The organism is Flavobacterium sp. NRK1, assembly GCF_024054175.1.
Taxonomy (GTDB): Bacteria; Bacteroidota; Bacteroidia; order Flavobacteriales; family Flavobacteriaceae; genus Flavobacterium.
Genome location: NZ_JAMXLA010000001.1, coordinates 1,099,295 through 1,121,081, shown reverse-complemented (window position 1 = coordinate 1,121,081; position 21,787 = coordinate 1,099,295). Strand labels below are relative to the sequence as shown.

General features: G+C 38.0%; 20 protein-coding genes. 14 read left to right on the top strand and 6 right to left on the bottom strand.

The window, feature by feature from the left end; all coding sequences use genetic code 11:
* The first annotated feature begins 94 nt into the window (after positions 1–94).
* Positions 95–406 carry a GIY-YIG nuclease family protein gene (locus NHE85_RS05285; protein ID WP_252810359.1) on the top strand — a complete coding sequence of 104 codons (312 nt, stop codon included), beginning with the start codon at positions 95–97 and terminating at the stop codon, positions 404–406.
* A 198-nt stretch (positions 407–604) separates the two neighbouring features.
* On the opposite strand, the gene NHE85_RS05280 is transcribed toward NHE85_RS05285, so the two are convergent.
* The gene (locus NHE85_RS05280; RefSeq protein ID WP_252810358.1) at positions 605–985 is read right to left on the bottom strand and encodes a TraR/DksA C4-type zinc finger protein; all 381 of its coding nucleotides are present in this window, start codon (positions 983–985) and stop codon (positions 605–607) included.
* Positions 986–992: 7 nt separating this feature from the next.
* Positions 993–4,592, bottom strand: a complete 3,600-nt coding sequence (gene ileS, locus NHE85_RS05275; protein WP_252810356.1) for an isoleucine--tRNA ligase — start codon at positions 4,590–4,592, stop codon at positions 993–995.
* A gap of 303 nt (positions 4,593–4,895) precedes the next feature.
* On the opposite strand from ileS, the gene NHE85_RS05270 reads away from it, so the two are divergent.
* The 4 genes from NHE85_RS05270 (at position 4,896) to NHE85_RS05255 (ending at position 9,785) form a co-directional block, all read left to right on the top strand.
* Positions 4,896–6,107 carry a hypothetical protein gene (locus NHE85_RS05270; RefSeq protein WP_252810354.1) on the top strand — a complete coding sequence of 404 codons (1,212 nt, stop codon included), beginning with the start codon at positions 4,896–4,898 and terminating at the stop codon, positions 6,105–6,107.
* Positions 6,108–6,188: 81 nt separating this feature from the next.
* Positions 6,189–7,409 carry a hypothetical protein gene (locus NHE85_RS05265; RefSeq protein ID WP_252810352.1) on the top strand — a complete coding sequence of 407 codons (1,221 nt, stop codon included), beginning with the start codon at positions 6,189–6,191 and terminating at the stop codon, positions 7,407–7,409.
* 113 nt (positions 7,410–7,522) lie between these two features.
* Positions 7,523–8,965 (top strand): T9SS type A sorting domain-containing protein, encoded by a 1,443-nt coding sequence (locus tag NHE85_RS05260; protein WP_252810350.1) that lies wholly within the window; start codon positions 7,523–7,525, stop codon positions 8,963–8,965.
* A gap of 109 nt (positions 8,966–9,074) precedes the next feature.
* A complete protein-coding gene (locus NHE85_RS05255; protein ID WP_252810348.1) occupies positions 9,075–9,785 on the top strand; it encodes a hypothetical protein in 711 nt (236 codons plus the stop codon).
* 38 nt (positions 9,786–9,823) lie between these two features.
* On the opposite strand, the gene NHE85_RS05250 is transcribed toward NHE85_RS05255, so the two are convergent.
* Together NHE85_RS05250 and NHE85_RS05245 are read right to left on the bottom strand one after the other, a co-directional pair.
* A complete protein-coding gene (locus NHE85_RS05250) occupies positions 9,824–10,552 on the bottom strand; it encodes an SDR family oxidoreductase (RefSeq protein WP_252810346.1) in 729 nt (242 codons plus the stop codon).
* 94 nt (positions 10,553–10,646) lie between these two features.
* Positions 10,647–11,576 carry an AraC family transcriptional regulator gene (locus tag NHE85_RS05245; RefSeq protein WP_252810344.1) on the bottom strand — a complete coding sequence of 310 codons (930 nt, stop codon included), beginning with the start codon at positions 11,574–11,576 and terminating at the stop codon, positions 10,647–10,649.
* A gap of 116 nt (positions 11,577–11,692) precedes the next feature.
* Between NHE85_RS05245 and NHE85_RS05240 the strand changes: the two genes are divergently transcribed.
* The 6 genes from NHE85_RS05240 to NHE85_RS05215 all read left to right on the top strand — a co-directional run bounded on the left by NHE85_RS05240 (position 11,693) and on the right by NHE85_RS05215 (position 16,808).
* Positions 11,693–12,508, top strand: coding sequence for a hypothetical protein (locus tag NHE85_RS05240; RefSeq protein WP_252810342.1), 816 nt, complete (start codon positions 11,693–11,695; stop codon positions 12,506–12,508).
* 199 nt (positions 12,509–12,707) lie between these two features.
* Positions 12,708–13,193 (top strand): hypothetical protein, encoded by a 486-nt coding sequence (locus NHE85_RS05235; RefSeq protein ID WP_252810340.1) that lies wholly within the window; start codon positions 12,708–12,710, stop codon positions 13,191–13,193.
* A gap of 166 nt (positions 13,194–13,359) precedes the next feature.
* Positions 13,360–13,776 (top strand): response regulator, encoded by a 417-nt coding sequence (locus tag NHE85_RS05230; protein WP_252810338.1) that lies wholly within the window; start codon positions 13,360–13,362, stop codon positions 13,774–13,776.
* 92 nt (positions 13,777–13,868) lie between these two features.
* The gene (locus NHE85_RS05225; protein WP_252810336.1) at positions 13,869–15,470 is read left to right on the top strand and encodes a PAS domain-containing sensor histidine kinase; all 1,602 of its coding nucleotides are present in this window, start codon (positions 13,869–13,871) and stop codon (positions 15,468–15,470) included.
* A 44-nt stretch (positions 15,471–15,514) separates the two neighbouring features.
* Entirely contained in the window at positions 15,515–16,432 is a 918-nt protein-coding gene (locus NHE85_RS05220) for an alpha/beta hydrolase (RefSeq protein ID WP_252810334.1), read from the top strand.
* Positions 16,433–16,613: 181 nt separating this feature from the next.
* The gene (locus NHE85_RS05215; RefSeq protein WP_252810333.1) at positions 16,614–16,808 is read left to right on the top strand and encodes a hypothetical protein; all 195 of its coding nucleotides are present in this window, start codon (positions 16,614–16,616) and stop codon (positions 16,806–16,808) included.
* 53 nt (positions 16,809–16,861) lie between these two features.
* Here the strand turns inward: NHE85_RS05215 and NHE85_RS05210 are convergent, their stop codons facing one another.
* Both NHE85_RS05210 and NHE85_RS05205 read right to left on the bottom strand, forming a co-directional pair.
* Positions 16,862–17,758 (bottom strand): DMT family transporter, encoded by an 897-nt coding sequence (locus tag NHE85_RS05210; protein ID WP_252810331.1) that lies wholly within the window; start codon positions 17,756–17,758, stop codon positions 16,862–16,864.
* Positions 17,758–18,108: an arsenate reductase family protein gene (locus tag NHE85_RS05205; RefSeq protein WP_252810329.1), complete on the bottom strand. Its 351-nt coding sequence runs from the start codon at positions 18,106–18,108 to the stop codon at positions 17,758–17,760. The genes NHE85_RS05210 and NHE85_RS05205 overlap by 1 nt, the downstream gene beginning before the upstream one ends.
* A 231-nt stretch (positions 18,109–18,339) precedes the next feature.
* Between NHE85_RS05205 and NHE85_RS05200 the strand changes: the two genes are divergently transcribed.
* The 3 genes from NHE85_RS05200 (at position 18,340) to hppD (ending at position 21,509) form a co-directional block, all read left to right on the top strand.
* On the top strand, positions 18,340–18,795 hold the full coding sequence (locus NHE85_RS05200) for a DinB family protein (RefSeq protein WP_252810327.1): 456 nt from the start codon (positions 18,340–18,342) through the stop codon (positions 18,793–18,795).
* Positions 18,796–19,051: 256 nt separating this feature from the next.
* Complete coding sequence (locus tag NHE85_RS05195; protein WP_252810324.1) at positions 19,052–20,209, top strand: homogentisate 1,2-dioxygenase; 1,158 nt, start codon at positions 19,052–19,054, stop codon at positions 20,207–20,209.
* A gap of 139 nt (positions 20,210–20,348) precedes the next feature.
* Positions 20,349–21,509: a 4-hydroxyphenylpyruvate dioxygenase gene (gene hppD / locus NHE85_RS05190; protein ID WP_252810322.1), complete on the top strand. Its 1,161-nt coding sequence runs from the start codon at positions 20,349–20,351 to the stop codon at positions 21,507–21,509.
* Positions 21,510–21,787 lie beyond the last annotated feature (278 nt).

Here is a 21,787-nt window from a genome sequence, read left to right as displayed (position 1 = left end):
CACTGCGTTTCGTTCAGAATGACATCGGGGGTTTTGTCATTCTGACGAAGGAAGAATCTAAATTTTTATAAATTTATATCCTAATACTAATTCAATGCAAAAAACTTTAGGTACTCATAACTACTACGTTTATATACTTACAAATAAGAAGAAAACTGTTTTATATACCGGATTTACTAATGAGTTAAAAGCCCGATTATATTACCATCAGAATCCTGAAGCAAATTCAAAGGCATTTACAACTAAATACAAATGTTGGTATCTTGTTTATTGGGAACATTATCAAGATGCAGAAACAGGAATTGCCCGCGAAAAAGAAATTAAGGGCTGGGTTAGAGCTAAAAAAGAAGCTCTCATTAATGGATTTAATCCTGAATGGAAGTTTTTGAATGATGATATTGAATAGATTCTTCACTCCACTGCACTTCGTTCAGAATGATATATGGCTTTTCATCCTGAGGTACGAAGGATCTTTTTCAATTCCAAGTAACTCGAATTAAATTTGAGATTCTTCACTCCACTGCGCTGCATTCAGAATGACTTAGGTCATCATCTGTGAATATTATAAAAGCAAAAAGCCGTCCTTTTGGGACGGCTTTTTATATTATCGCTGCATATTTTTTGCCTCGATGCTCATTGTAGCATGTGGCACCAGCTTTAGTCTTTCCTTGTTGATAAGCTTACCGGTTACTTTGCAAATGCCGTAGGTTTTGTTTTCAATCCTGATAAGGGCATTTTTAAGGTCGCGAATAAACTTTTCCTGACGTATTGCCAGCTGAGAGTTTGCCTCTTTAGACATTGTTTCGCTGCCTTCTTCAAAAGCCTTAAACGTAGGCGATGTATCATCGGTTCCGTTGTTAAGGTCATTCATATAGGCACTACGTATTAAATCTAAGTCAGCTTTGGCTTTCTCAATTTTTTTGGTAATTAATTCCCTAAACTCTGCAAGGTCAGCATCAGAGTATCGTATTTGCTCATCTACCATTGTCAACTTATTTTGAAATTAATAATAAGGTTTTTATTTCGTCAAATTCTATTTCGGTACCGTTAGCTATTTCGTTTTTAAAGATGAGCTCATCGGTAAGTGTTTCACTCTTAATGTATTCTTCATTCGCAATAACGGCATCCTGTAAGATATTATTGTCTTTAAGGTATACCCTTATCCTGTCGGTTACTTCAAAACCGCTGTCTTTTCTAATATTCTGTATCCTGTTAACCAGTTCGCGGGCAATACCTTCTTTTTTCAGTTCGTCGGTAATTGTTATATCCAGCGCTACGGTTATACCGCCGGCATTTGCTACTAACCAGCCTGGAATATCCTGCGAAGTAATTTCTACATCTTCAGTTGTTAAAGTAATACTTTTTCCTGATATTACAATATCCAGACTGCCATTCTTGTCTATCTCATTGATCTGTTCCTGAGAGAAATTTTGTATCTCTTTAGAAATCAGTCCCATATCTTTGCCGAAGCGTGGGCCTAATGCTTTAAAATTAGGTTTAACCTGCTTAACAAGCACTCCGCTTGCATCATCCATAAGCTGTATCTCCTTCACGTTAACCTCAGCCTTTATAAGCTCTGCAACGGCTTCTATCTCGGCTTTCTGACTTTCGTCAAGTACCGGAATCATTACCCTTTGCAGTGGCTGGCGCACTTTTATCATCTCTTTTTTCCTTAATGAAAGTACCAGTGATGATATTGTCTGTGCTTTCTGCATCCTGCTTTCAAGCGATTTATCAACAAAGTTATCAGCATATGCAGGAAAATCGGCCAAATGTACGCTCTCAAATCTTTCTGACTGTGAAGCTTGTGTTAAATCTTTGTACAATCTGTCCATAAAGAAAGGTGCTATTGGCGCACTTAGTTTTGCTACGGTAACAAGGCAGGTGTAAAGTGTCTGGTAAGCAGCAATTTTGTCCTGTGCATATTCACCTTTCCAGAAACGGCGGCGGCAAAGGCGCACATACCAGTTGCTCAGGTTTTCCTGAACGAAGTCTGATATTGCACGGGCAGCTTTAGTAGGCTCATAATCGGCATAAAAACTATCCACATCTTTTATAAGTGTATTTAGTTCCGATAAAATCCAACGGTCTATTTCCGGCCTTTCATTTATTGGTACTTCCGGCTCACTATAGTTAAAGCCGTCAATATTGGCATAAAGAGCAAAGAATGAATAGGTATTATATAGAGTACCAAAGAACTTACGTCGTACTTCGGCCACTCCCTCAATGTCAAATTTAAGGTTGTCCCAAGGGTTAGCGTTGCTGATCATATACCAACGGGTAGCATCGGGGCCATATTCGGCAAGAGTAGTAAACGGATCTACAGCATTGCCAAGGCGCTTGCTCATTTTTTGTCCGTTTTTGTCTAATACAAGTCCGTTTGAAACTACATTTTTATATGCCACCTGATCGAATACTAATGTTCCGATAGCGTGAAGTGTATAGAACCATCCGCGTGTCTGATCTACCCCTTCGGCAATAAAATCGGCAGGGAAGGCAATATTGTTGTCAATAAGTTCTTTATTTTCAAACGGATAGTGCCATTGAGCATACGGCATTGCACCGCTATCAAACCAAACGTCTATAAGGTCGCTTTCGCGTTTCATAGGTTTGCCTGATGGCGAAACCAGTGTAATGCTGTCAACAACATTTTTATGCAGGTCGATAAGGTCATAGTTGGCATCGCTCATGTCGCCCGGCTTAAAGCCTGCAAACGGGTTTTTATCCTGAACGCCTGCTGCAATAGCTTTTTCTATTTCATTGTAAAGCTCTTCGGCAGAGCCAATAAGTACTTCTTCGGTTTTATCCTCAGTTCTCCATATCGGTAACGGAATACCCCAGTAGCGCGAACGCGACAGGTTCCAGTCGTTAGCATTTTTAAGCCAGTTGCCAAAACGTCCCTCTCCGGTAGCTTTAGGTTTCCAGTTTATAGTGTCGTTAAGGTCAAACATGCGCTCTTTAACGTCGGTCATTTTAATGAACCAGCTGTCAAGAGGGTAGTATAGTAAAGGTTCGTCAGTTCTCCATGAGTGTGGGTAGCTGTGAACATATTTTTCTACCTTAAATGCTTTATTATTTTCTTTCAGGTAAATAGAGATTTCCACATCGGCAGATCTTTCCGGTGCAGTACCTGCATCATAATATTCGTTCTTAACATATTTGCCTGCCAGTTGTAATGGCTGTCCGTTAGGGTTTTCAAGCGTATCTACATGGTGTGTAAACTTACCCTGAAGGTCAACCAGCGGAATTGGGTTTCCGTTTGCATCCAGCACAAGCATTGGCGGAACTTCCGGCTTAGCTTCTTTTGCTACCTTGGCATCATCTGCACCAAAAGTAGGAGCTGTGTGTACTATACCTGTACCGTCTTCGGTAGTAACAAAGTCACCCGATATAACGCGGAAAGCATTTTCAGGATTTTGGTATGGCAGTACAAAGGGTAGTAACTGCTCATAACGAATACCTACAAGGTCTTTTCCTTTAGCTTCAGCTAAAATAGTATAGGGAATGGTATTCTTTGTGTCAGCTATAAGTGATTTAATGTGTTTTCTAATAGAATCAACGTCAGTAGCTCCATTGTTTTCCCCTCTAAGATAACCCTTGTCATCATTTGATAGGCTTTTGAACCATTTTTCAAGTTTTGGATATTTATCTGCATTAGAATTCTGTTCTACAGAATACAACCATTTTAATGCAAAATTTAAAAAATCTTTATGTTCAGATGCTTCTGAATAGCCTTTGCCAAACTGTTTACCTACAAGGTTTTTCGCCAATACTACATTGATAGGTTCAAATGTGTACTGGTTAAAAGTCTGCACCAAAACATAGTCAATGTTTGGCCCAACAGTAAGTGCTGTGTTGCTTGGCAGTGTCCACGGTGTAGTTGTCCATGCCATGATGTCAACAGGCCCAAAACCTTTAAGAGCTTCCGGTAATGTATTGGCAATGGTTTTAAACTGCGCTACAATAGTAGTATCTGTCACGTCGCGGTATGCGCCGGGCTGGTTTACTTCGTGCGAGCTTAATCCTGTACCTGCTTTAGGCGAATACGGCTGTATGGTATAACCTTTGTATAAAAGGCCTTTGTCATAAATTTGTTTTAGCAGCCACCAAACCGATTCCATGTATTTTGGTTTGTAGGTAACATACGGGTCTTCCATATCTACCCAGTAGCCCATTTTTTCGGTTAGATCGTTCCACACATCAGTGTAGCGCATTACGGTGCGTTTACACGCCTCGTTATATTCTTCTATAGATATGGTTTTGCCAATATCTTCTTTTGTAATTCCGAGTTCTTTTTCGGTTCCAAGTTCAACCGGAAGTCCGTGCGTATCCCATCCTGCCTTACGTTTAACCTGGTATCCTTTCTGGGTTTGGTAACGGCAAAAAATATCTTTAATGGCACGCGCCATAACGTGGTGAATGCCGGGTAGGCCGTTTGCCGAAGGCGGGCCTTCAAAAAACACATATTGCGGTTTGCCCTCGCGGGTAGTAACGCTCTTGTCAAAAATATTCTCTTTCTTCCAGAAATCAAGCACTTCAGTAGCCACTGTAGGGAGGTCAAGTGCTTTATATTCAGTAAACTTATTACTCATTATAATGCGTGCAAAAAAATTGATTTGCGAAAGTAAGGATTTTTTCTTTGCGAAAGGAAAAATCAGGAAAAATGAGAATAGGATGGTATAATTAATAGAAGTCCCTCAGAGATTTTTACTATATTAATATTATTTTTTTTGTTAAAATTACGCAACCTTATAGAGTTTGTTGCATCATTATTAAAGAATGTTTACTATTAAAGATGGAATTTTGTTTTCAGGAACTTTCCTGATATTGCAATTTTATAAATTAATTTTGTAATTAAGCTTTTCCTAAATTTGTGAATAACCAACCTAAAAATAATGAAAAAAATTCTGCCTTACCTGTTTGTAGCTGCACTAACTTTTAGCTGCAGTAATGATGATGATAAAACAACAACTACACCTTCAGATCCGGATGATATTAATCTTTTGCCTTGTGCAAATAGTATAACGCTTATTCTAAATACTCAGGAAGAAGTAAACAATTTTGCTGCATTGGGTTATTGCTCTGTCGGTGACTTAAAAATAGGATCGCCTGACTGGCCAAGCGATATTACTGATCTTACCCCATTATCGAGCATTCTTAATGTACAAAGAGAGATATCAATAAGTTATAATGTGCAGCTTACAAACCTATATGGGCTTCACAATATTATAAATGCTGGAGGAAATCTAAGCATAGTAAACAACCCCGCGCTTGTATCGCTTGATGCCTTGTCAAACCTTAAAACGACAAAGGGTAACATATTTGTTTCCGGCAATGCTGCACTAACTGATGCTACAGGACTAAAAAATGTTGTGCCGGATGACGATGTTAATATAACAATAACAGATAATCCGCTGTTAAACGCAATGTCGTTTGAGGGGGTAACTGCTGCATATAATATTGTGATAGGTAATACGGGATTGAAAAATCTTACGGGATTTTCTGATTTAAAAACGGCTTATTCTATAAATATTGCAAATAGTAATGCTTTGGAGGCTTTGGAATTAAATTCTTTAACAAACCTGGATGAATTAATTATTAAGGCATGTCCGGTATTGCAATCTATATCAGGATTAGAGGATATTGCGGAGCTGGATAGGCTGGAGATTTCAGAAACGGTTTCTTTGAATGCGCTTACTCCTTTGCATAATACTTCAATACATAATATACGGCTGTTTTCAAATGAAGGGTTAACCTCTCTTGATGGCCTTAATAGTGTTACCGAAGTAAACTATCTGTTGCTAACAAATAATCCGGGGCTTACTTCACTTACAGCTCTTGGCAATCTTAAGGTTGTGAAAGATATATCGCCTGCATATGCAACACTTTTCATTTCAGATAATAATGCATTGCAAACTCTTGAAGGACTTCAGGGTATTACTGAATTTAATGGAGTGCTAAATGTTTCCGGGAATCCTGCACTTTCAGATTTTTGTGCGATCCAATATATCATAGATCATGGTGTATATAATTATCCTTCAAGTTTTATTAGTGGTAATCTATACCAACCTGACTTTACTGTTGAAGGTGGTTGCAGTATGGATTAATATTAGGATACATTCTGTTTTGTAGTATTTTTCGTTAACGGTAAAATTATATATTTGTATAAACCAATCATTATAAAACCAATGAAAAAAATTCTGCCTTACCTTTTTGTAGCTGCACTAACTTTTAGCTGCAGTAATGATGATGATAAAACTGTAACCCATACAGATCCCGACGAGATTATTACACTGCCATGTGCAAGTAAAGAATCTGTTGTTTTATTAACTCAGGCTGATATAAATGCCTTTAAAGATACTGATTATTGTTCTGTACTTAATTTAACCATCGGTTCTGAAGATGGTATGAGTAACATAACAGATCTTACTCCGCTTAAAAGCCTGCTAAATGTGGAGAGTTCATTGAAAATCATCAATAACCCTTATCTTCAGAATCTAAAAGGGCTTCATAATATTATAAACATTGGTGGCAATCTGCTGATTTCTAATAATAATCTGCTTGAAGACTTGGAAGGGCTTGAAGGAATAAAAACACTTGGCAACGGGTTGGGTATTGTGCGGAACAACAACCTTAAAAGTATAGCGATATTAAAAAATGCTACAATACATACAGGTGCCAATATAGGTATAAGTTTTAATGAAGGTTTGGAAGTTTTAGGGTTAGAAGGCATTACCAGCTTAAATGAACTTTACATTTGGGACAATGCATCGCTTAAAAACCTTAATGGCTTATCGGGACTCAAGTCAGTTTCATTGTTAAGAATACAAGAAAATGAACAATTTCAGTCTCTTAACGGCCTGGATGCAATAGAAAATATTGATGACCTGAGACTGGAAGATAATTCCTCCCTTGAGTCAATTGCCGGTGTAGAAGGCATAACATTAAAATCGCTTACAATAAAGGGAACTTCTTTTTTTAATTCCCTTACTCCAATGCTGCAGGTTACCGGACTCGAAAATATAGTCTTTATGAACAATCTGGAGCTTACCAATATTGATGGGCTTGCCAATTTTACTGTTATGAATAATATTACTATAACTGATAATCCTAAGCTTATATCATTAAATGGATTGAGCGGGCTAACTGAAATTGACAATAAAAATAGTAACGATTTTCCCAGCGGGCTTGGAATTAGCAACAATAAAATGCTTGAAACACTTGATGGTTTACAGAATGTTATAAGTTTTGAAGGCTTTATAAATATATCTGGTAATGAAGTACTTGCCAACTTTTGCGCAATTCAAAATATAATTGATAACGGCAATTATGAAGGGTACCTTTTTAATATAACAAATAACCTTTACCAACCTGACTTTACGGTTGAAGGGGGATGCAGTATGAATTAATAATTAGTTGATTGAAGTGCCATGTAAGGAAAGTTTATAATTAGTAAAAATCTTACATTTAAACAATTTTCATTACTATAAATCGTTATCATAAAACTAAAACCACCAACTATATGAAAAAAATTCTACTATTATTGCTTGCTACGGGCTTTATGTGGCAGGCGCAGGGACAAAAAAGAGGAGATGATCCTGTAAGGACAGATGGACAATGCTGGAAAACAATTGCTTCAGGAGGATTTTGTACCGTTGCAATAAAAGAAGACGGAACACTTTGGGGATGGGGAAGCAATATGAGCAATCCTTTAGGTAATCAACCGGAGGTTGTTGATGCTCCTGTTCAGATAGGTACAGATAATAACTGGGCAGCAATAAGTGTGGGGAACTCTCACACGGTAGCACTTAAAACTGACGGAACATTATGGGCATGGGGAAGAAATGATTCGGGACAGGTGGGTAATGGTGAATATTCTATAAACCCTGTTACAGAACCATTGCAGATAGGTACTGATAATGACTGGACTTTTATTTGTGCAGGAGCCGGCCTTGGCAGTGCGGCAATTAAAGCTGACGGGACTTTATGGACCTGGGGCTTTGTTAATACAGGTGAAAGTTTGATAATAGAAGAAGAGGGTGGCGATGTTACTACTCTTTTTATAACTGTACCAACACAAATGGGTACTGATACAAACTGGAAATATGTAGATGTAGGTCACAATCATACAGCAGCAATAAAAACCGATGGTACTTTATGGACATGGGGTCTTAACTATCATGGAGAGTTAGGTCAGGGTAATACTATAGACGTTTATACACCGGTACAGGCCGGAACAGATAGTGACTGGAAAATAGTTAGAGCAAATAACGTAATGACAGCCGCTATAAAAGAGGATGGAACATTATGGACCTGGGGCGAAAATACCGGAGGCTCTTTGGGTAGTGGTGTAACAACTGCTTATCAGACAAATATTCCTGTTCAGGTTGGAAGCGATGCAGATTGGGAATATATTGATTTGGGAATGAATTATTTTTGTGGTGCTATAAAAGAAGACGGATCTTTATGGACATGGGGATCTAATATAGATGGTGCTAATGGGCATGTTGAAACGGAATATCTTGGTACACCCACTATTATAGCTTCGGAAACACTTTGGAGCGAATATGTTGGCGGAGGTTCATTTTCAGTTGCACTTAAAGCAGACGGGACTTTATTAACATGGGGTTCAAACTGGTATGATCAATTAGGTTTCAATATTGAGGAAGATACAGTTGTAAATCCAACAGTTGTTGATACATGCGCTGTTACAGCAAGCCTTAATGACAATACCTTAACAGCACTTTCCGTTTATCCTAACCCAACATCGGGTATTTTAAACCTTGCAAATGCCGATACTTTGAATGTTGAAAATATTACAATAACAGATATGTCCGGTAAAACGGTATTTAACCAAAAAGGGAATACTACGAAGATAGATGTACAGCATCTGCCACAGGGTATGTACTTTTTAACTATTACTACCGGTAATAACAGTACTAATCTTAAGTTTATAAAAGAGTAAATTGTAACTTATATATAAGAAATCCCCGCCTATGGCGGGGATTCTTTGTTGTAGTCTTTTTCGTTAACTGTAAAATTATATATTTGCGCAAAAAATCAAAAAACCAAATATGAAAAAAGTATTATTTGTTACAGCAATTGCCTTAATGGTTAATTTTATTTCAGCACAAGAGCGTGTAAATGCTGCATTGCCTGTGATAAGTCCTACAGCTAAAGGCCGTATAGCAGAAGCTACAGGGTGGCTTCAGAATGATTCCGGTGAATGGCTTTCAAGAAAAAACAGGATACCTGTAAATTTTTCAGGAAGTGAAAAAATATTAATAGATCATGAACATTATGGGCTTGGTGAGAATAATGAAAATTTTATCTATCTTGAACTACGTGATGTAAAAATCAACGATTCTACCTACACAATGCTTATAAAAAAATATAAAGACGGATATTATAAGTATGAATCTATAAATAAAGGATGGATTCCTCAAAACAGCCTTATCTATTATGTTTTTAATACAAGTGAACTTGAAAAACTAAAAAACCTTGAGGCAGATAAAAACCATGTAATAAAAATAAAAACTATTTACAGTAATACCATGCCTTATCTTAGCGCTAACTCAAGCATAAAAACAATAGCTCAGGATTTGTCTAAATTTATAAGTAAGGATGATAAATTTGGTATGGAAGAATTAGTAGTGTATATAAAATTATATAAAGATAAAGTACGCTTTATTGCCCAGTCATTTGATAAATATCTTGAACCGGATTTTAATAAGTCTTACTATGAGACTACAAAGCAAAGCTTTCAGAGCTTCATTAAATTATAAAACGAAAATCCCCGCCATTGGCGGGGATTTTCGTTTGTTTATTCAGAAGGATTAAGCATATCAAAAATAGTTTTTAGCCCATCCGGTCCCGAAGTCATCATGGCAACACTCTTGTCGTAAGCAATTTCGGTTTTACCTTCTTTAAGCTGTTCAAAAACGCTGTCTATAAATCCGCTTACGGGAGGTGCAAAATCGTGTATGCCTGCTCCGCCCAGATCGGTGTTTAATGCGGGTGGTATAAGCTCTATTACTTCTATCCCTTTTGCTTTAAGCAAATGACGTGAAGATTGTGTAAATGAATGGAAGAACGCCTTAGTGGCACTATACACCGGAATTTTTACAGCAGGTACAAAAGCCAGCCCCGATGTAACATTTATAATGGCTTTTAACGATGGCAGTTGCGAAAATAGTGCTGTAAGATGAAGAGGAGCCTCTATATTAGTAACAATTTCCATACGTGCACGCTCTAAAAACTGCGGGTCTTCCAAATCCATCCAGTTTTGAATACCGGCATTATTTACCAAAGCATCAAGGTCGGCATGGTTTTCTGAAATCCAGTTGTATAACTCCGTGCGCCCTTGTTCTGTACTCAGGTCGGTTACTTTGGTAATAATACCCTGATTTTCTGCAGCCACTTCATTAAGCAGGGCTTCGCGCCTTCCGCAAATAATAACTATATTGCCTTCCTGTAAAAATCGTTTTGCAAGTCCGAGTCCGATACCGCTTGCACCGCCGGTTATTAAAATTTTGCTGTTTGTAAGTTTCATTTTATATACTTTTTTATTGGTACAAAGTTCCTTCACAAAAGCATGATGAGGTTTGCAAAAAACAATCTATAGTTTGCAAAAATCAAATTGTCCTTTAATTTCTGAAATGGATAGGAGACAATGTTGTATTCTTTTTAAAGAAGTTGGAAAAATGTGCTACCTCTTCAAAACCAAGCGAATACGCTATTTCGCTTATATTCCAGTCCGTTTGTTTAAGAAGTATCTTAGCTTCCTGCACTATTCTGCTCTGTATCAGCTCTGTGGTAGTTTTGCCGGTTTGTTCTTTTAGTACCTTGTTTAAATGGTTAACGTGTACTGAGAGTCGTTCTGCATAATCTTTAGCCGTTCTTAGCATGGGTTTGTGAACAGGAGATGTAATAGGGTACTGGCGTTCAAGCAGTTCTATAAATAACGAAGTTGTGCGTGACGCTGAAGTGTTAGATACATACAGCCCTGTTTCCGGTTGTAGTTTTTGTCCGTAATGAATAAGTTCCAGTAAATAATTCCGTAACAGATCATACTTGTAGGTATAGCTGCCTTCCAGTTCATTATGCATTTTTTCAAACAAAATTTTAATCTCCTCTGCCTGAGTATCAGTAAGCGTAAAAACGGGGTAGCCTCCCGGTGCAAAAATTGGCAGTTCATCGGACACAATGGCGCTTTTAGTATGTGCAAGGAACTCGGGTGTAAAAATGCAGAAAATACCATCCTGTTTTTCATCCAGAGGCACATAATTATAAGGTACTTTTGGCGAAGCAAACAGTAGTCCGTATTTGTCTATATTAATAACCTTATCAGCATATTCGGCACGGTTCTTCCCGCTTAAAAAGCTTATTTTGTAGTACATGCGCCTGTTATAGGGCATTGCCTGATTAAGCTTGAACCGGGTAATGACCTCGCTCGACTTAAAAACATTAAAATGGCCTATCTCTTTGCTTATGCCTTCCGGTAGTAAAGGGCCTCCTGCACCTGTGTCTTTATAAGGGGTGCTTTCGTAAAAATCTTCTAAGGTTTTATTTTCCATAGCCGGGTATTTGCGAAAATCAAAGGTAGGGAAATTTGAAAAGCGAATATTGCTTTGATAGACTATTGAAAATATATTATTCGGTATTGCGTTTTAAAGTAATCAACCCTCTTAGTATGAAAACAATATTACTTATTATAACACTATTCACGGGACTAATATCATCTGCGCAAACAAAAGAACAGCTTATTGATTATATAATAAAAGAGAACCGTGTGGACAGTAAACATATAAGTTCTGGTGGAATTCAAAGCCCCATTTATATCAGTTATGAAAAGCTCATTAAGCTGGTTACCAATAATGAATTGCTTGATTTGGCAAAAAATAAAAACGCAGCACTTCGCATGTATGCCATACAGGGACTTATACAACGCAAAATAGGTGATATCCCAGCTTTATTTAAAAAAGAACTTGAATCAGGAGATACAGTGGAGACCATGATGGGATGTAACATGGGTACTGATTTTACTGCCTTTATTGTTTATAAATTCCAAATTTATAGCGAAGAGGAGCAGCCTGAAAGCCAGCTCAATAATATTATTCTTAACACTAATAGCTTTGTATGGTGGTTAATGTACGATTGGGTTTTTGAGAATAATTTAGATGAAAATTTTTTACCCCGAATAGAAGAGCTTGCTTTTGAAAAGAAAAACAGTTTTGCTTTTATGTATCTTAAAAATAACTACGGTCGATATGGAAGCAGGATTGATGATTATCTTTTAAATGTTTTTCCAAAACAAAAATTTGTAAAGGATGAGGAAAATAATAATGATGGTGTCTTTCTTTGCAATTTTATAGAAATTCTTCTGGAAAGTGGAAGGGCTGATTATAAAACTGTTGCTGTTGCGAAACTTCGCGAAAATCAATGGCTGAAGGAAAGGGATGGTTGGTATAATGAAATACTTAAAAAATATAACATTATTGTGAATTAATGTTCCCTCTGTGCAAATTTTGAACCTTAAACTACAAGGCATGGTTGCTTTAATTTAGTACTTTTGTGAGAATAGTGAATATTGAGATTTTAGATATGAGAGTATGTTTAAGGTTTACCGCCTATTATTTGTTGTCTCATTACTAAAATCTCACTTCTCAATACTGCAAGTTCAATACTAACATCTCAAAACCAACTACATGACCTTAATTGCAAAATTTATAGTAGCAAACGAAGAGAACGCTTACAAAGTGTCTGAAATGGCAAAGCAGCATTATACTGTTTCCAAACAAAAGGAAATAGATAAAGAACATTCTGTTACTGCCTTTTTAAACAAAGCCAATTCTTTTACGCGTGAGTGGCTGATGAGCTTTAAGATAACAGGTGAAGATGATGAAAGACAGGAAGAACCTCTGGCCTTAATTGTATTGGTTTCTGCCAATATACCTGCGGAAGCAACAGGCAGCAAACCGCTATATATAGAAAAGACAATTCCTTCTACAATGCCTGAAGGTACACAGAAAGTACTTGAGCGCGCTTTGGAAATTGCTGCACAACGCAGGCATGATATTATTTGGGCTGAAGTTGTAAAGACCGATGCTGCCGTGATAGACGCCTATAAAAATACCGGATTTAAAGAAACCGGAAAAAGAGGAGAAGCCCTGCTGTTTACAAAGGCGGTTTAATTTGAAGATTGTACAAATTATCTTATATTTTTACCTTGCAAAGATGTCGTTCGTCGATATTTTTCAATTAATTATTGTTTTATTTACTTGTTAATACTGTTTACTTTAATTTAGTGTCAGTAACAACTTGATTTTAGTAGATCAAAACAGTAAATCCCCCGAAATTATGAGCTTACGCTCCTGCTTTCTTATTGATGATGATGAAGACGATCGTGAAATTTTTGCACTGGCACTTAAAAAAGCCAAAGCAGAATTTGTGTGCACTATGGCAAAAAACGGTAAAGAAGCCCTTTTGCATGCCAGCAAGGGCGATTTTGTACCTGGTTATATTTTTGTAGATCTTAATATGCCTATGATATCGGGCAGGGAATGTGTAGCCGAGCTTAAAAAAATTGACCGCCTGGCAGACGTTCCTGTAATTGTATATACAACATCATCTTTTGATAAGGATATTGAGGACCTTAAAAAAATGGGGGTAAATCATTATCTTGTAAAACCGCGTAGCTTTTCGGCTCTTGCCACTATACTTAAAACCTTATTTACTAAAAAGGAACTGCCTTTTCTTCTTACTTCTGAATTATAAAACATACTTCATTATTTTTTTAACACATTCTTTTCGGGTGTAATAATTTGATTACCTTTATATTATCCATACCTTACCACAAAAAAGGAAACATGCGCACTACAACTCCTGCCCCTGCAGGCCTGCCTGTTTACAATAATTATTGTTATACAGGGTTAGATACAACTGTTATTGAAACAATACCGGTTGCATTATATGTTTGTAATACCAACGGTACAATTACTTTTTATAATAAAGCCGCAACACAGCTTTGGGGAAGAGAACCCAAAGCAGGTACAGATAAATGGTGCGGTGCTTATAAATCATATACAAAAACAGGCGATCCGCACCCTGAGGGCTATAATCCGCTGGAACAGATACTTAAAGATGGCAGCCTGCCAATACTGGATGAAATTATTATTGAACGGCCCGATGGCACCATTACACAGGTATTGCCACACTTGTCGCTTATTTATGATGCCGATGGTAATAATACAGGTGTTATGAACATGCTTATAGATGTTACGCAAAAACGTATTGATGATACCACTATGCAGCAGGCACTTGTAAAAAAAATAGAAGAGAGCCGCAGTGCTTTTGCAAAAAGTGAAGAACGCTACCATAAAATGATAGATGAGGTACAGGATTATGCTATAATTCTGTTAGATAAAGAGGGCGTTATACTTAACTGGAACAGGGGCGCTCAAAAAATAAAAGGCTATACCGAGTCTGAAATAGTAGGTAAAAATTTCAGGCTGTTCTACCTGCATGAAGACCGCATAAAAAAACTGCCCGAAAAATTAATTGAAGAAGCTATAGCTAACGGGCGTGCGGAGCATGAAGGATGGCGTATGCGCCGCGATGGCACTGCCTTTTGGGGTTCTATAGTTATAACAGCACTTCATGGGAGCGATAACGAAATAATAGGCTTTTCTAAAGTTACCCGCGACCTTACCGAAAAAAAACTTAATGAAGACAGGTTGCGCAGCTACAGCCACGATATTGAGTTTAGAAACAAACAGCTTGAAGAATATGCATATATAGCTTCTCATGACCTGCAGGAACCACTCAGGAAAATACAGGTTTTCAGCGAGATGCTTATGGATGACCTTGATGATAAAGAATATCTGGTAAAATACATAAATAAAATTAGTGCCAGTGCCGAACGAATGACCAGCCTTATTAAAGATGTGCTTAAATATTCGCAGCTTTCTGCAACAGACGAGCTTTTTGAAGAGGTAAACCTGAACATTTTACTGCAAAATGTAATTGAAGATTTTGAACTCCTTATCGAACAGAAAAGAGTAAATCTCACTGTAAGTCCCATGCCTGTTTTAAAAGGCATTCCTATTCAGTTGCAACAGTTGTTTTCTAACCTGTTGAGCAACGCCATTAAATTTACCGATATGGATGCCATGATAAGTATTATAGCCCAAAACCCAACAGAAGATGATCTAGCGGCTAATCCGTTGCTTAGTACAGATATTCCTTTTATAAAAATTGTTGTAAAAGATGATGGTTATGGCTTTGAACAGGAGTATGCCGAACAGGTTTTTAAAATGTTTAAGCGTTTAGATAATACACCGGGTACAGGTATTGGCCTTGCGCTATGCAAAAGAATAGCTGAAAACCACAAGGGCAATATTACCGCAAAAAGCGAACCCGGGAAAGGGGCAGAGTTTAACATATTCCTGCCGCTTATACAGATAGTATAACTTGCCTGAAATTGCTAAGTTTGTAAAAACACTATTCTTTACAAATGAAAAAACAGCTATTACTACTGCTTGCACTCATTACTTTTATAGTTGGGCATGCGCAGGAATTTAAAACCGTAACCTATTTTGCCAACGACAGCCTCAAGCTGCAAATGGATGTTTTTATACCAAAAACCAAAAGCAGCCAAAAACTGCCTTTGCTGGTGCATGTGCATGGCGGAGGATTTTCTGGCGGCGATCGTAAATGGGATCATGCAGTTGTAAAAAAAGCGTCAGAAGAGGGGTTTGTAGCAGCATCTATAAGCTACACGCTGTACATGAAGGATAAAAACTTTAGCTGTGGCGGAGTATTGCCCGAAAAAATTAAAGCCATACAAATTGCTGCCAACCAAATGCAGCAGGCTGTAATTTACTTTTTAAAAAATCAGAATGTTTATAACATCGATCCTGAAAAGGTATTTATATCGGGCAGCAGTGCAGGTGCCGAAACCATTTTGCATGCCGCTTTCTGGAAACCTGAAATGATGTCTATGTACCCCGATAAATTGCCTGCCGGATTTAAGTATGCCGGAATAATATCGGGCTCGGGTGCTATTATGGATATTAATCTTATTACTGCTAAAAACCTTGTGCCGGTTATGATGTTTCACGGCAGTTGCGATGTTACTGTGCCTTACGGCACTGCGGCACACCATTACTGCGACCCGGGCACGCCGGGGTGGCTTATGCTGTTTGGCTCTCACTCTATATATGAACATATAATAAAGTTAAAAGGCAGCGTGAAGCTGGTTACCTTTTGCGGTGGCGGACATGAATACAGCGGTGAACTTTTTAATAAAGATCCACAACAGGTTGTAAACTTTATGAAAGACGTGCTTAAAGGTGAAAAACAGCAGTCGCATAGTATTATAGCCACTGGTAAAGAATGTGCTAAATATGCCGACTACGACTTTTGTAAATAAAGTTTTTGGATAATTTTTTTGATAAAAACAGGTAAGTGCTTTCGCCTTATAACTAAGTGATTTATCATAAAAATCAGTCTGATTTTGAAGTGTTGTTATTGAAATAGATGGTTTTAAAGTGTCAAAAACGGGTGTTTTTTCACTATATTAGCATTTCAACTTTAATATAAATACATAAAAAATGAGCAGATTTATTGAAATTCCAAATAAAGAAGGTATTCTTTCTTTGGTAAACGTAGATAATATCATTCGCATAAAAGAAATGAAAGACGGTACATATTTATACCTTCATGCAAATGCAACTTTTGGTACTAATATAAGCTATAACAATATTAAAAAATTAGTACTGGATGCTGTAGTTTCTTCTTCAAACTAAAGATAAAAGTCCTTTAATTTTTGCCCTACCGGGAACGCTTTTGCTTCAAATACCTATTTTAATTGTTTACCGGGTTTTGTCATAGTAACAAGGTACACACCGCCAAATATAAGCAGTGCCGAAAGACCTTTTACTATACTTAACTCATCTTTACCCAATCCTATGGCAAATACCGTTGCAAAAAACGGTTGCAGGTATATAAATACTGCCACGGTTGTGGGCTTAAGTTGTTTCATAGAAAGCAGGTTAAGCAAATAGGTAAGAAAAGTAGAAAACAAAACCACAAACGCCACTTTTACTATGATGGATACAGGCATGGCAGGCAATATTGCCTCGCTAAGCTGCTGCCAACCGAATGGCAGTACCATTATAAATCCGAAAAGGTAAATCCATTTTACAAAAGCAAAGGCATTGTATTTGTCCATAAGCTTTTTTACAATGATAAGGTAAAGTCCGTAAGACACAGCGTTTACAAATACCAAAAAGTTTCCCCACAGGGCATTTTCGCCACTGCCAACGGCTTTGCCGTAAAGTATAAGGAGTATAGTACCTATAAGTCCTAACAGGATGCCTATGGCTTTTTTACCCACTATTTTTTCTTTCATGATAATGGCCGAAAGCACCAATACTATCATTGGGGTAGTAACCATAAGCACCGATGCCATTATAGGCGAAGTAAGGCTAAGCCCTTCAAAAAAAGTAAGCATATTAAAAGCCACGCCAAAAAAAGCTGCGGCTGCTATGCGCGGAAAATCGTTAAGGGCAATTTTTTCTTTGCCAACAAACAGAGAGCACAGCCAGAACAGGGCTGCAGAACCGCCCACGCGCAAAACAATAAACCCAAAAGGCTTAATGTAGGCGGGCATAACATCTTTGGCAATGGTAAAGGTTATACCATAAATTACAGATACTACTGTAGCAGCGATAAGAGCCAGTGTGCGTTTGCTCATTAGCTAAGGTATGCTATGGCAGCTTCGGTTACGGCTTTGCTGTTGCCAACAAATATAGTGTTGCCATCTACAATAACCGGGCGGCTTAAAAAGGTATAATGCTCCAGTATAAGGTTTTTATAGTCGGCTTCGGTAAGGGTCATATCTTTCATGCCGCGTTCTTTATAAAGGGTTGCTTTTCGGCTAAAAAGCGCCTCATAGCTTCCGGCAAGGCGGTGCATTTCTTCCAATTCGGCTACGGTTATAGGTTCCGATTTTATTTCGCGAAGCGTAAACCCCTCTATATTAGGTAATGATTTTATTATGCGTCTGCACGTATCGCAGGTTTTTAGGTAAAATATTGCTTTCATGCTGCAAATTTAGAATTTAGTGCTGAAATGGAGTATAATGTGTAAGTATATTTATTTAGTGAGAAAATAGTAAACAAGATACCTCAAAGTCTGCGGGTAAAGAGTCTGCCATTCCCCTCCTACGGAGGGGTGCCCGCAGGGCGGGGTGGTTACATTAACTTTGATTTTAAAATAAACCTTGTACATTCAATAATTTTCTACTTTAGCATCCAACAAAAACAACAAACTACTTTGGAAACAGAATTTAAAATAACACAAACTAGCAGAGCGCTTTACGCTAAAATACTGGAGAATTATACACTGGATCAGCTTAATAAAATTCCCGATGGGTGGAATAATAACCTTATATGGCATGTAGGACATATAATAGTATCACAGCAAATGCTGGTTTATCGTGGTGGGGGTGTTCCGTTGCAGATAAGCGAGGATATGGCACAACTGTATATGCGTGGTACTAAGCCGGAACGCGATGCTACCCAGGCAGAGGTTGAGGAAATGAAAAGCCTGATTTTTTCTACAATTCAAAAAACGGAGGAAGATTACCGAAACGGTATTTTTACAACTTATAATGCCCGTAAAAGCGAACTTGGCTTTGCGCTCGACACTATAGAAGATGCTATTGCTTTTAATAATTACCACGAGGGTATTCACTTAGGGATGGTGTTACGCCTTAAGAAGTTGGTATAAGATTTAGATCCTTCGTTCCTCAGGATTGAAATGATACATTTTAGCCGCTTACTGCGACTGAATGCTGAACACTTATGCCTTAAAATTCATTTTTTCGCAAAAACACTGCCTAAAAATTAAATTTTTCCGATATTTGTGTAATGAATGTACAATGGCAGGGATTGCTTAGCTATTTAAAATTCCTCATCAAGAGAAATCCTGAATGAGGCTGCTTTGCATTGGAGTAAAATCATTCAAAAATTAATACATTTCTATTATGCCTATATATCATAAAGTGGGTAACATCCCGCAAAAACGACATACTCAGTTTGAGAAGCCGGATGGTGGCCTTTATTACGAACAATTGTTCGGTACAGAGGGTTTTCACGGGCATTCGTCATTACTGTACCATGTACACAGGCCTACACAGGTAAAAGAAATTTTACGTTCTTATTCTGTTGAGCCTAAAATTGCTATAGAAAAAAATATTAAGTCGCTGCTTTTTAAAGGCTTTGAATTAAAGCCTGAAGACGATTTTCTTGACAGCCGTAAGGCTATGCTGGTAAACCGCGACTGTATTATTGGTCTTGCAGCACCTAAAAAATCGTTACGCGGGTATTTTTATAAAAATGCCGATGCCGACGAAATGCTTTTCATCCATAAAGGAAAAGGTACGCTTCGCACATTTATGGGTAATATACCTTTTGAATATGGCGATTACCTTATCATTCCGCGTGGTATGATCTACCAGATAGATTTTGAAACTGAAGATAACCGTTTGTTTTATGTAGAGTCTATAGCGCCGTTTTACACGCCAAAACGCTACAAAAACCAAAGCGGCCAGCATTTAGAGCATTCGCCGTTTTGCGAAAGGGACTTTAAACTGCCTACCGAACTGGAAACACATGATGAGAAAGGCGATTTTCTTATCAAGATCAAAAAAGAGGGTATGATGCATGAGTTTGTATATGCTACGCACCCGTTTGATGTTGTGGGCTGGGATGGGTATAACTTTCCGTATGGCTTTAGCATTCATAACTTTGAGCCTATTACGGGCAGGGTACACCAACCGCCTCCGGTACACCAGACGTTTGAAACATCTACATTTGTAGTATGTTCTTTCTGCCCGAGGCTGTATGATTATCACCCTAAGGCAATTCCTGCACCATACAATCACAGTAATATAGATAGTGATGAGGTACTGTATTATGTAGATGGCGACTTTATGAGCCGTAACAACATAGAACAGGGCCATATAACGTTACACCCTAAGGGTATTCCGCACGGGCCTGCACCGGGTGCTATGGAGCGAAGCATAGGTAAGACCATTACCGAAGAGCTTGCTGTGATGGTAGATACTTTCCGTCCGCTTATGGTTACAGAAACAGCTATGGGCTTAGACGATGGTAAGTATTATAAATCGTGGGTTGAGTAAATCCCTGCACCCTGCGGTTTGGGATTCCCCTCTTTTGGAGGGGTGCCTGAAAGGCGGGGTGGTTTAAGAAATATTTTCTTTAAAGAATAAACAAAAACTAATATCATTCTGCTAAGACAGAATCAAAATACAGAATACTATGAGTAACGAAATAAAGAGCGTAGAATACGGGCTTGAAAAAATATTTGAAGGTGCACAGGATTTCCTTCCGTTAATGGGTACTGATTATGTAGAATTTATTGTGGGTAACGCTAAACAGGCGGCTCATTACTATAAAACGGCTTTCGGATACCAGTCACTGGCGTATGCCGGACTTGAAACAGGACTAAAAGACAGAGCGTCTTATGTGCTGGTTCAGGATAAGATACGAATTGTGCTTACAACACCACTAACGGCAGATTCTCCGCTTAACGACCACCTTGTTAAACATGGTGATGGCGTTAAGGTAGTAGCGCTATGGGTAGAAGATGCAAGAAAATCTTTTGAAGAAACTACAAAGCGTGGTGCTAAAGTATTTATGGAGCCAACTATTGAAACAGATGAGTTTGGTGAAGTAGTGCGCGCAGGTATTTATACTTATGGTGAAACTGTACATATGTTTGTAGAGCGTAAAAACTACAATGGTGTGTTTTTACCGGGCTATAAAGAGTGGAAAAGCGATTACAACCCGGCACCTACAGGTTTAAAATATGTTGACCACATGGTGGGTAACGTAGGTTGGAACGAAATGAACACGTGGGTAAAGTGGTATGAAGAGGTAATGGGCTTTGTAAACTTCCTTTCGTTTGACGATAAGCAGATTACTACAGAGTACTCTGCACTTATGAGTAAAGTAATGAGCAACGGTAATGGTAGAATTAAATTTCCTATCAACGAGCCGGCTGAAGGTAAAAAGAAATCGCAGATCGAGGAATATTTAGATTTTTACGGAGGTCCGGGCGTTCAGCACATTGCTATTGCTACAGATGATATTATTAAAACAGTATCTGACCTTAAATCACGCGGGGTAGAATTCCTTTCAGCACCACCGCAGGCATATTATGATGCAGTGCCAAGCAGGCTTGGTGTGCACAAAGATGCCTTTAAGGAAGATATTAAACAAATACAGAAATTAGGTATAATGGTAGATGCCGACGAAGAGGGGTATTTACTACAGATATTTACCAAGCCGGTTGAAGACAGGCCGACACTTTTTTATGAGATAATTCAGCGAATGGGTGCAAGAGGCTTTGGCGCAGGTAACTTTAAAGCACTGTTTGAGTCTATTGAAAGAGAACAGGAGTTGAGAGGTACATTATAAAAACGTCTCAATTTTACAGATAATATAATTTTACACCACATAAAAGCTTGTTTTTTGAAGAATTAGTGTTAAAGTGAAATTTTAACAAACAAATTTGCAATGAAACTATATACCTTTGCACTCGCAAAAAAGGAGGTATTCATAGACCTCTGATTTAGCAAGGTAAATTTTTCATAATTTATAGTTTTTTGGTTGGTTAATAGCATAAAAACCCGGTCATTGTTTGACTGGGTTTTTTTGTTTTCTTATTTTTGGAACAGAAATTGCATTTATTGGCT

Coding starts and splice junctions, on each gene's coding strand:
- NHE85_RS05235 (WP_252810340.1), top strand. CDS start 12,708: ATGACCTTAATTGCAAAATTTATAGTAGCAAACGAAGAGAACGCTTAC.
- NHE85_RS05250 (WP_252810346.1), bottom strand. CDS start 10,552: ATGAAACTTACAAACAGCAAAATTTTAATAACCGGCGGTGCAAGCGGT.
- NHE85_RS05225 (WP_252810336.1), top strand. CDS start 13,869: ATGCGCACTACAACTCCTGCCCCTGCAGGCCTGCCTGTTTACAATAAT.
- NHE85_RS05230 (WP_252810338.1), top strand. CDS start 13,360: ATGAGCTTACGCTCCTGCTTTCTTATTGATGATGATGAAGACGATCGT.
- NHE85_RS05270 (WP_252810354.1), top strand. CDS start 4,896: ATGAAAAAAATTCTGCCTTACCTGTTTGTAGCTGCACTAACTTTTAGC.
- NHE85_RS05240 (WP_252810342.1), top strand. CDS start 11,693: ATGAAAACAATATTACTTATTATAACACTATTCACGGGACTAATATCA.
- hppD (WP_252810322.1), top strand. CDS start 20,349: ATGAGTAACGAAATAAAGAGCGTAGAATACGGGCTTGAAAAAATATTT.
- NHE85_RS05205 (WP_252810329.1), bottom strand. CDS start 18,108: ATGAAAGCAATATTTTACCTAAAAACCTGCGATACGTGCAGACGCATA.
- NHE85_RS05265 (WP_252810352.1), top strand. CDS start 6,189: ATGAAAAAAATTCTGCCTTACCTTTTTGTAGCTGCACTAACTTTTAGC.
- NHE85_RS05210 (WP_252810331.1), bottom strand. CDS start 17,758: ATGAGCAAACGCACACTGGCTCTTATCGCTGCTACAGTAGTATCTGTA.
- NHE85_RS05255 (WP_252810348.1), top strand. CDS start 9,075: ATGAAAAAAGTATTATTTGTTACAGCAATTGCCTTAATGGTTAATTTT.
- NHE85_RS05220 (WP_252810334.1), top strand. CDS start 15,515: ATGAAAAAACAGCTATTACTACTGCTTGCACTCATTACTTTTATAGTT.
- NHE85_RS05245 (WP_252810344.1), bottom strand. CDS start 11,576: ATGGAAAATAAAACCTTAGAAGATTTTTACGAAAGCACCCCTTATAAA.
- NHE85_RS05285 (WP_252810359.1), top strand. CDS start 95: ATGCAAAAAACTTTAGGTACTCATAACTACTACGTTTATATACTTACA.
- NHE85_RS05260 (WP_252810350.1), top strand. CDS start 7,523: ATGAAAAAAATTCTACTATTATTGCTTGCTACGGGCTTTATGTGGCAG.
- NHE85_RS05215 (WP_252810333.1), top strand. CDS start 16,614: ATGAGCAGATTTATTGAAATTCCAAATAAAGAAGGTATTCTTTCTTTG.
- NHE85_RS05195 (WP_252810324.1), top strand. CDS start 19,052: ATGCCTATATATCATAAAGTGGGTAACATCCCGCAAAAACGACATACT.
- ileS (WP_252810356.1), bottom strand. CDS start 4,592: ATGAGTAATAAGTTTACTGAATATAAAGCACTTGACCTCCCTACAGTG.
- NHE85_RS05280 (WP_252810358.1), bottom strand. CDS start 985: ATGGTAGATGAGCAAATACGATACTCTGATGCTGACCTTGCAGAGTTT.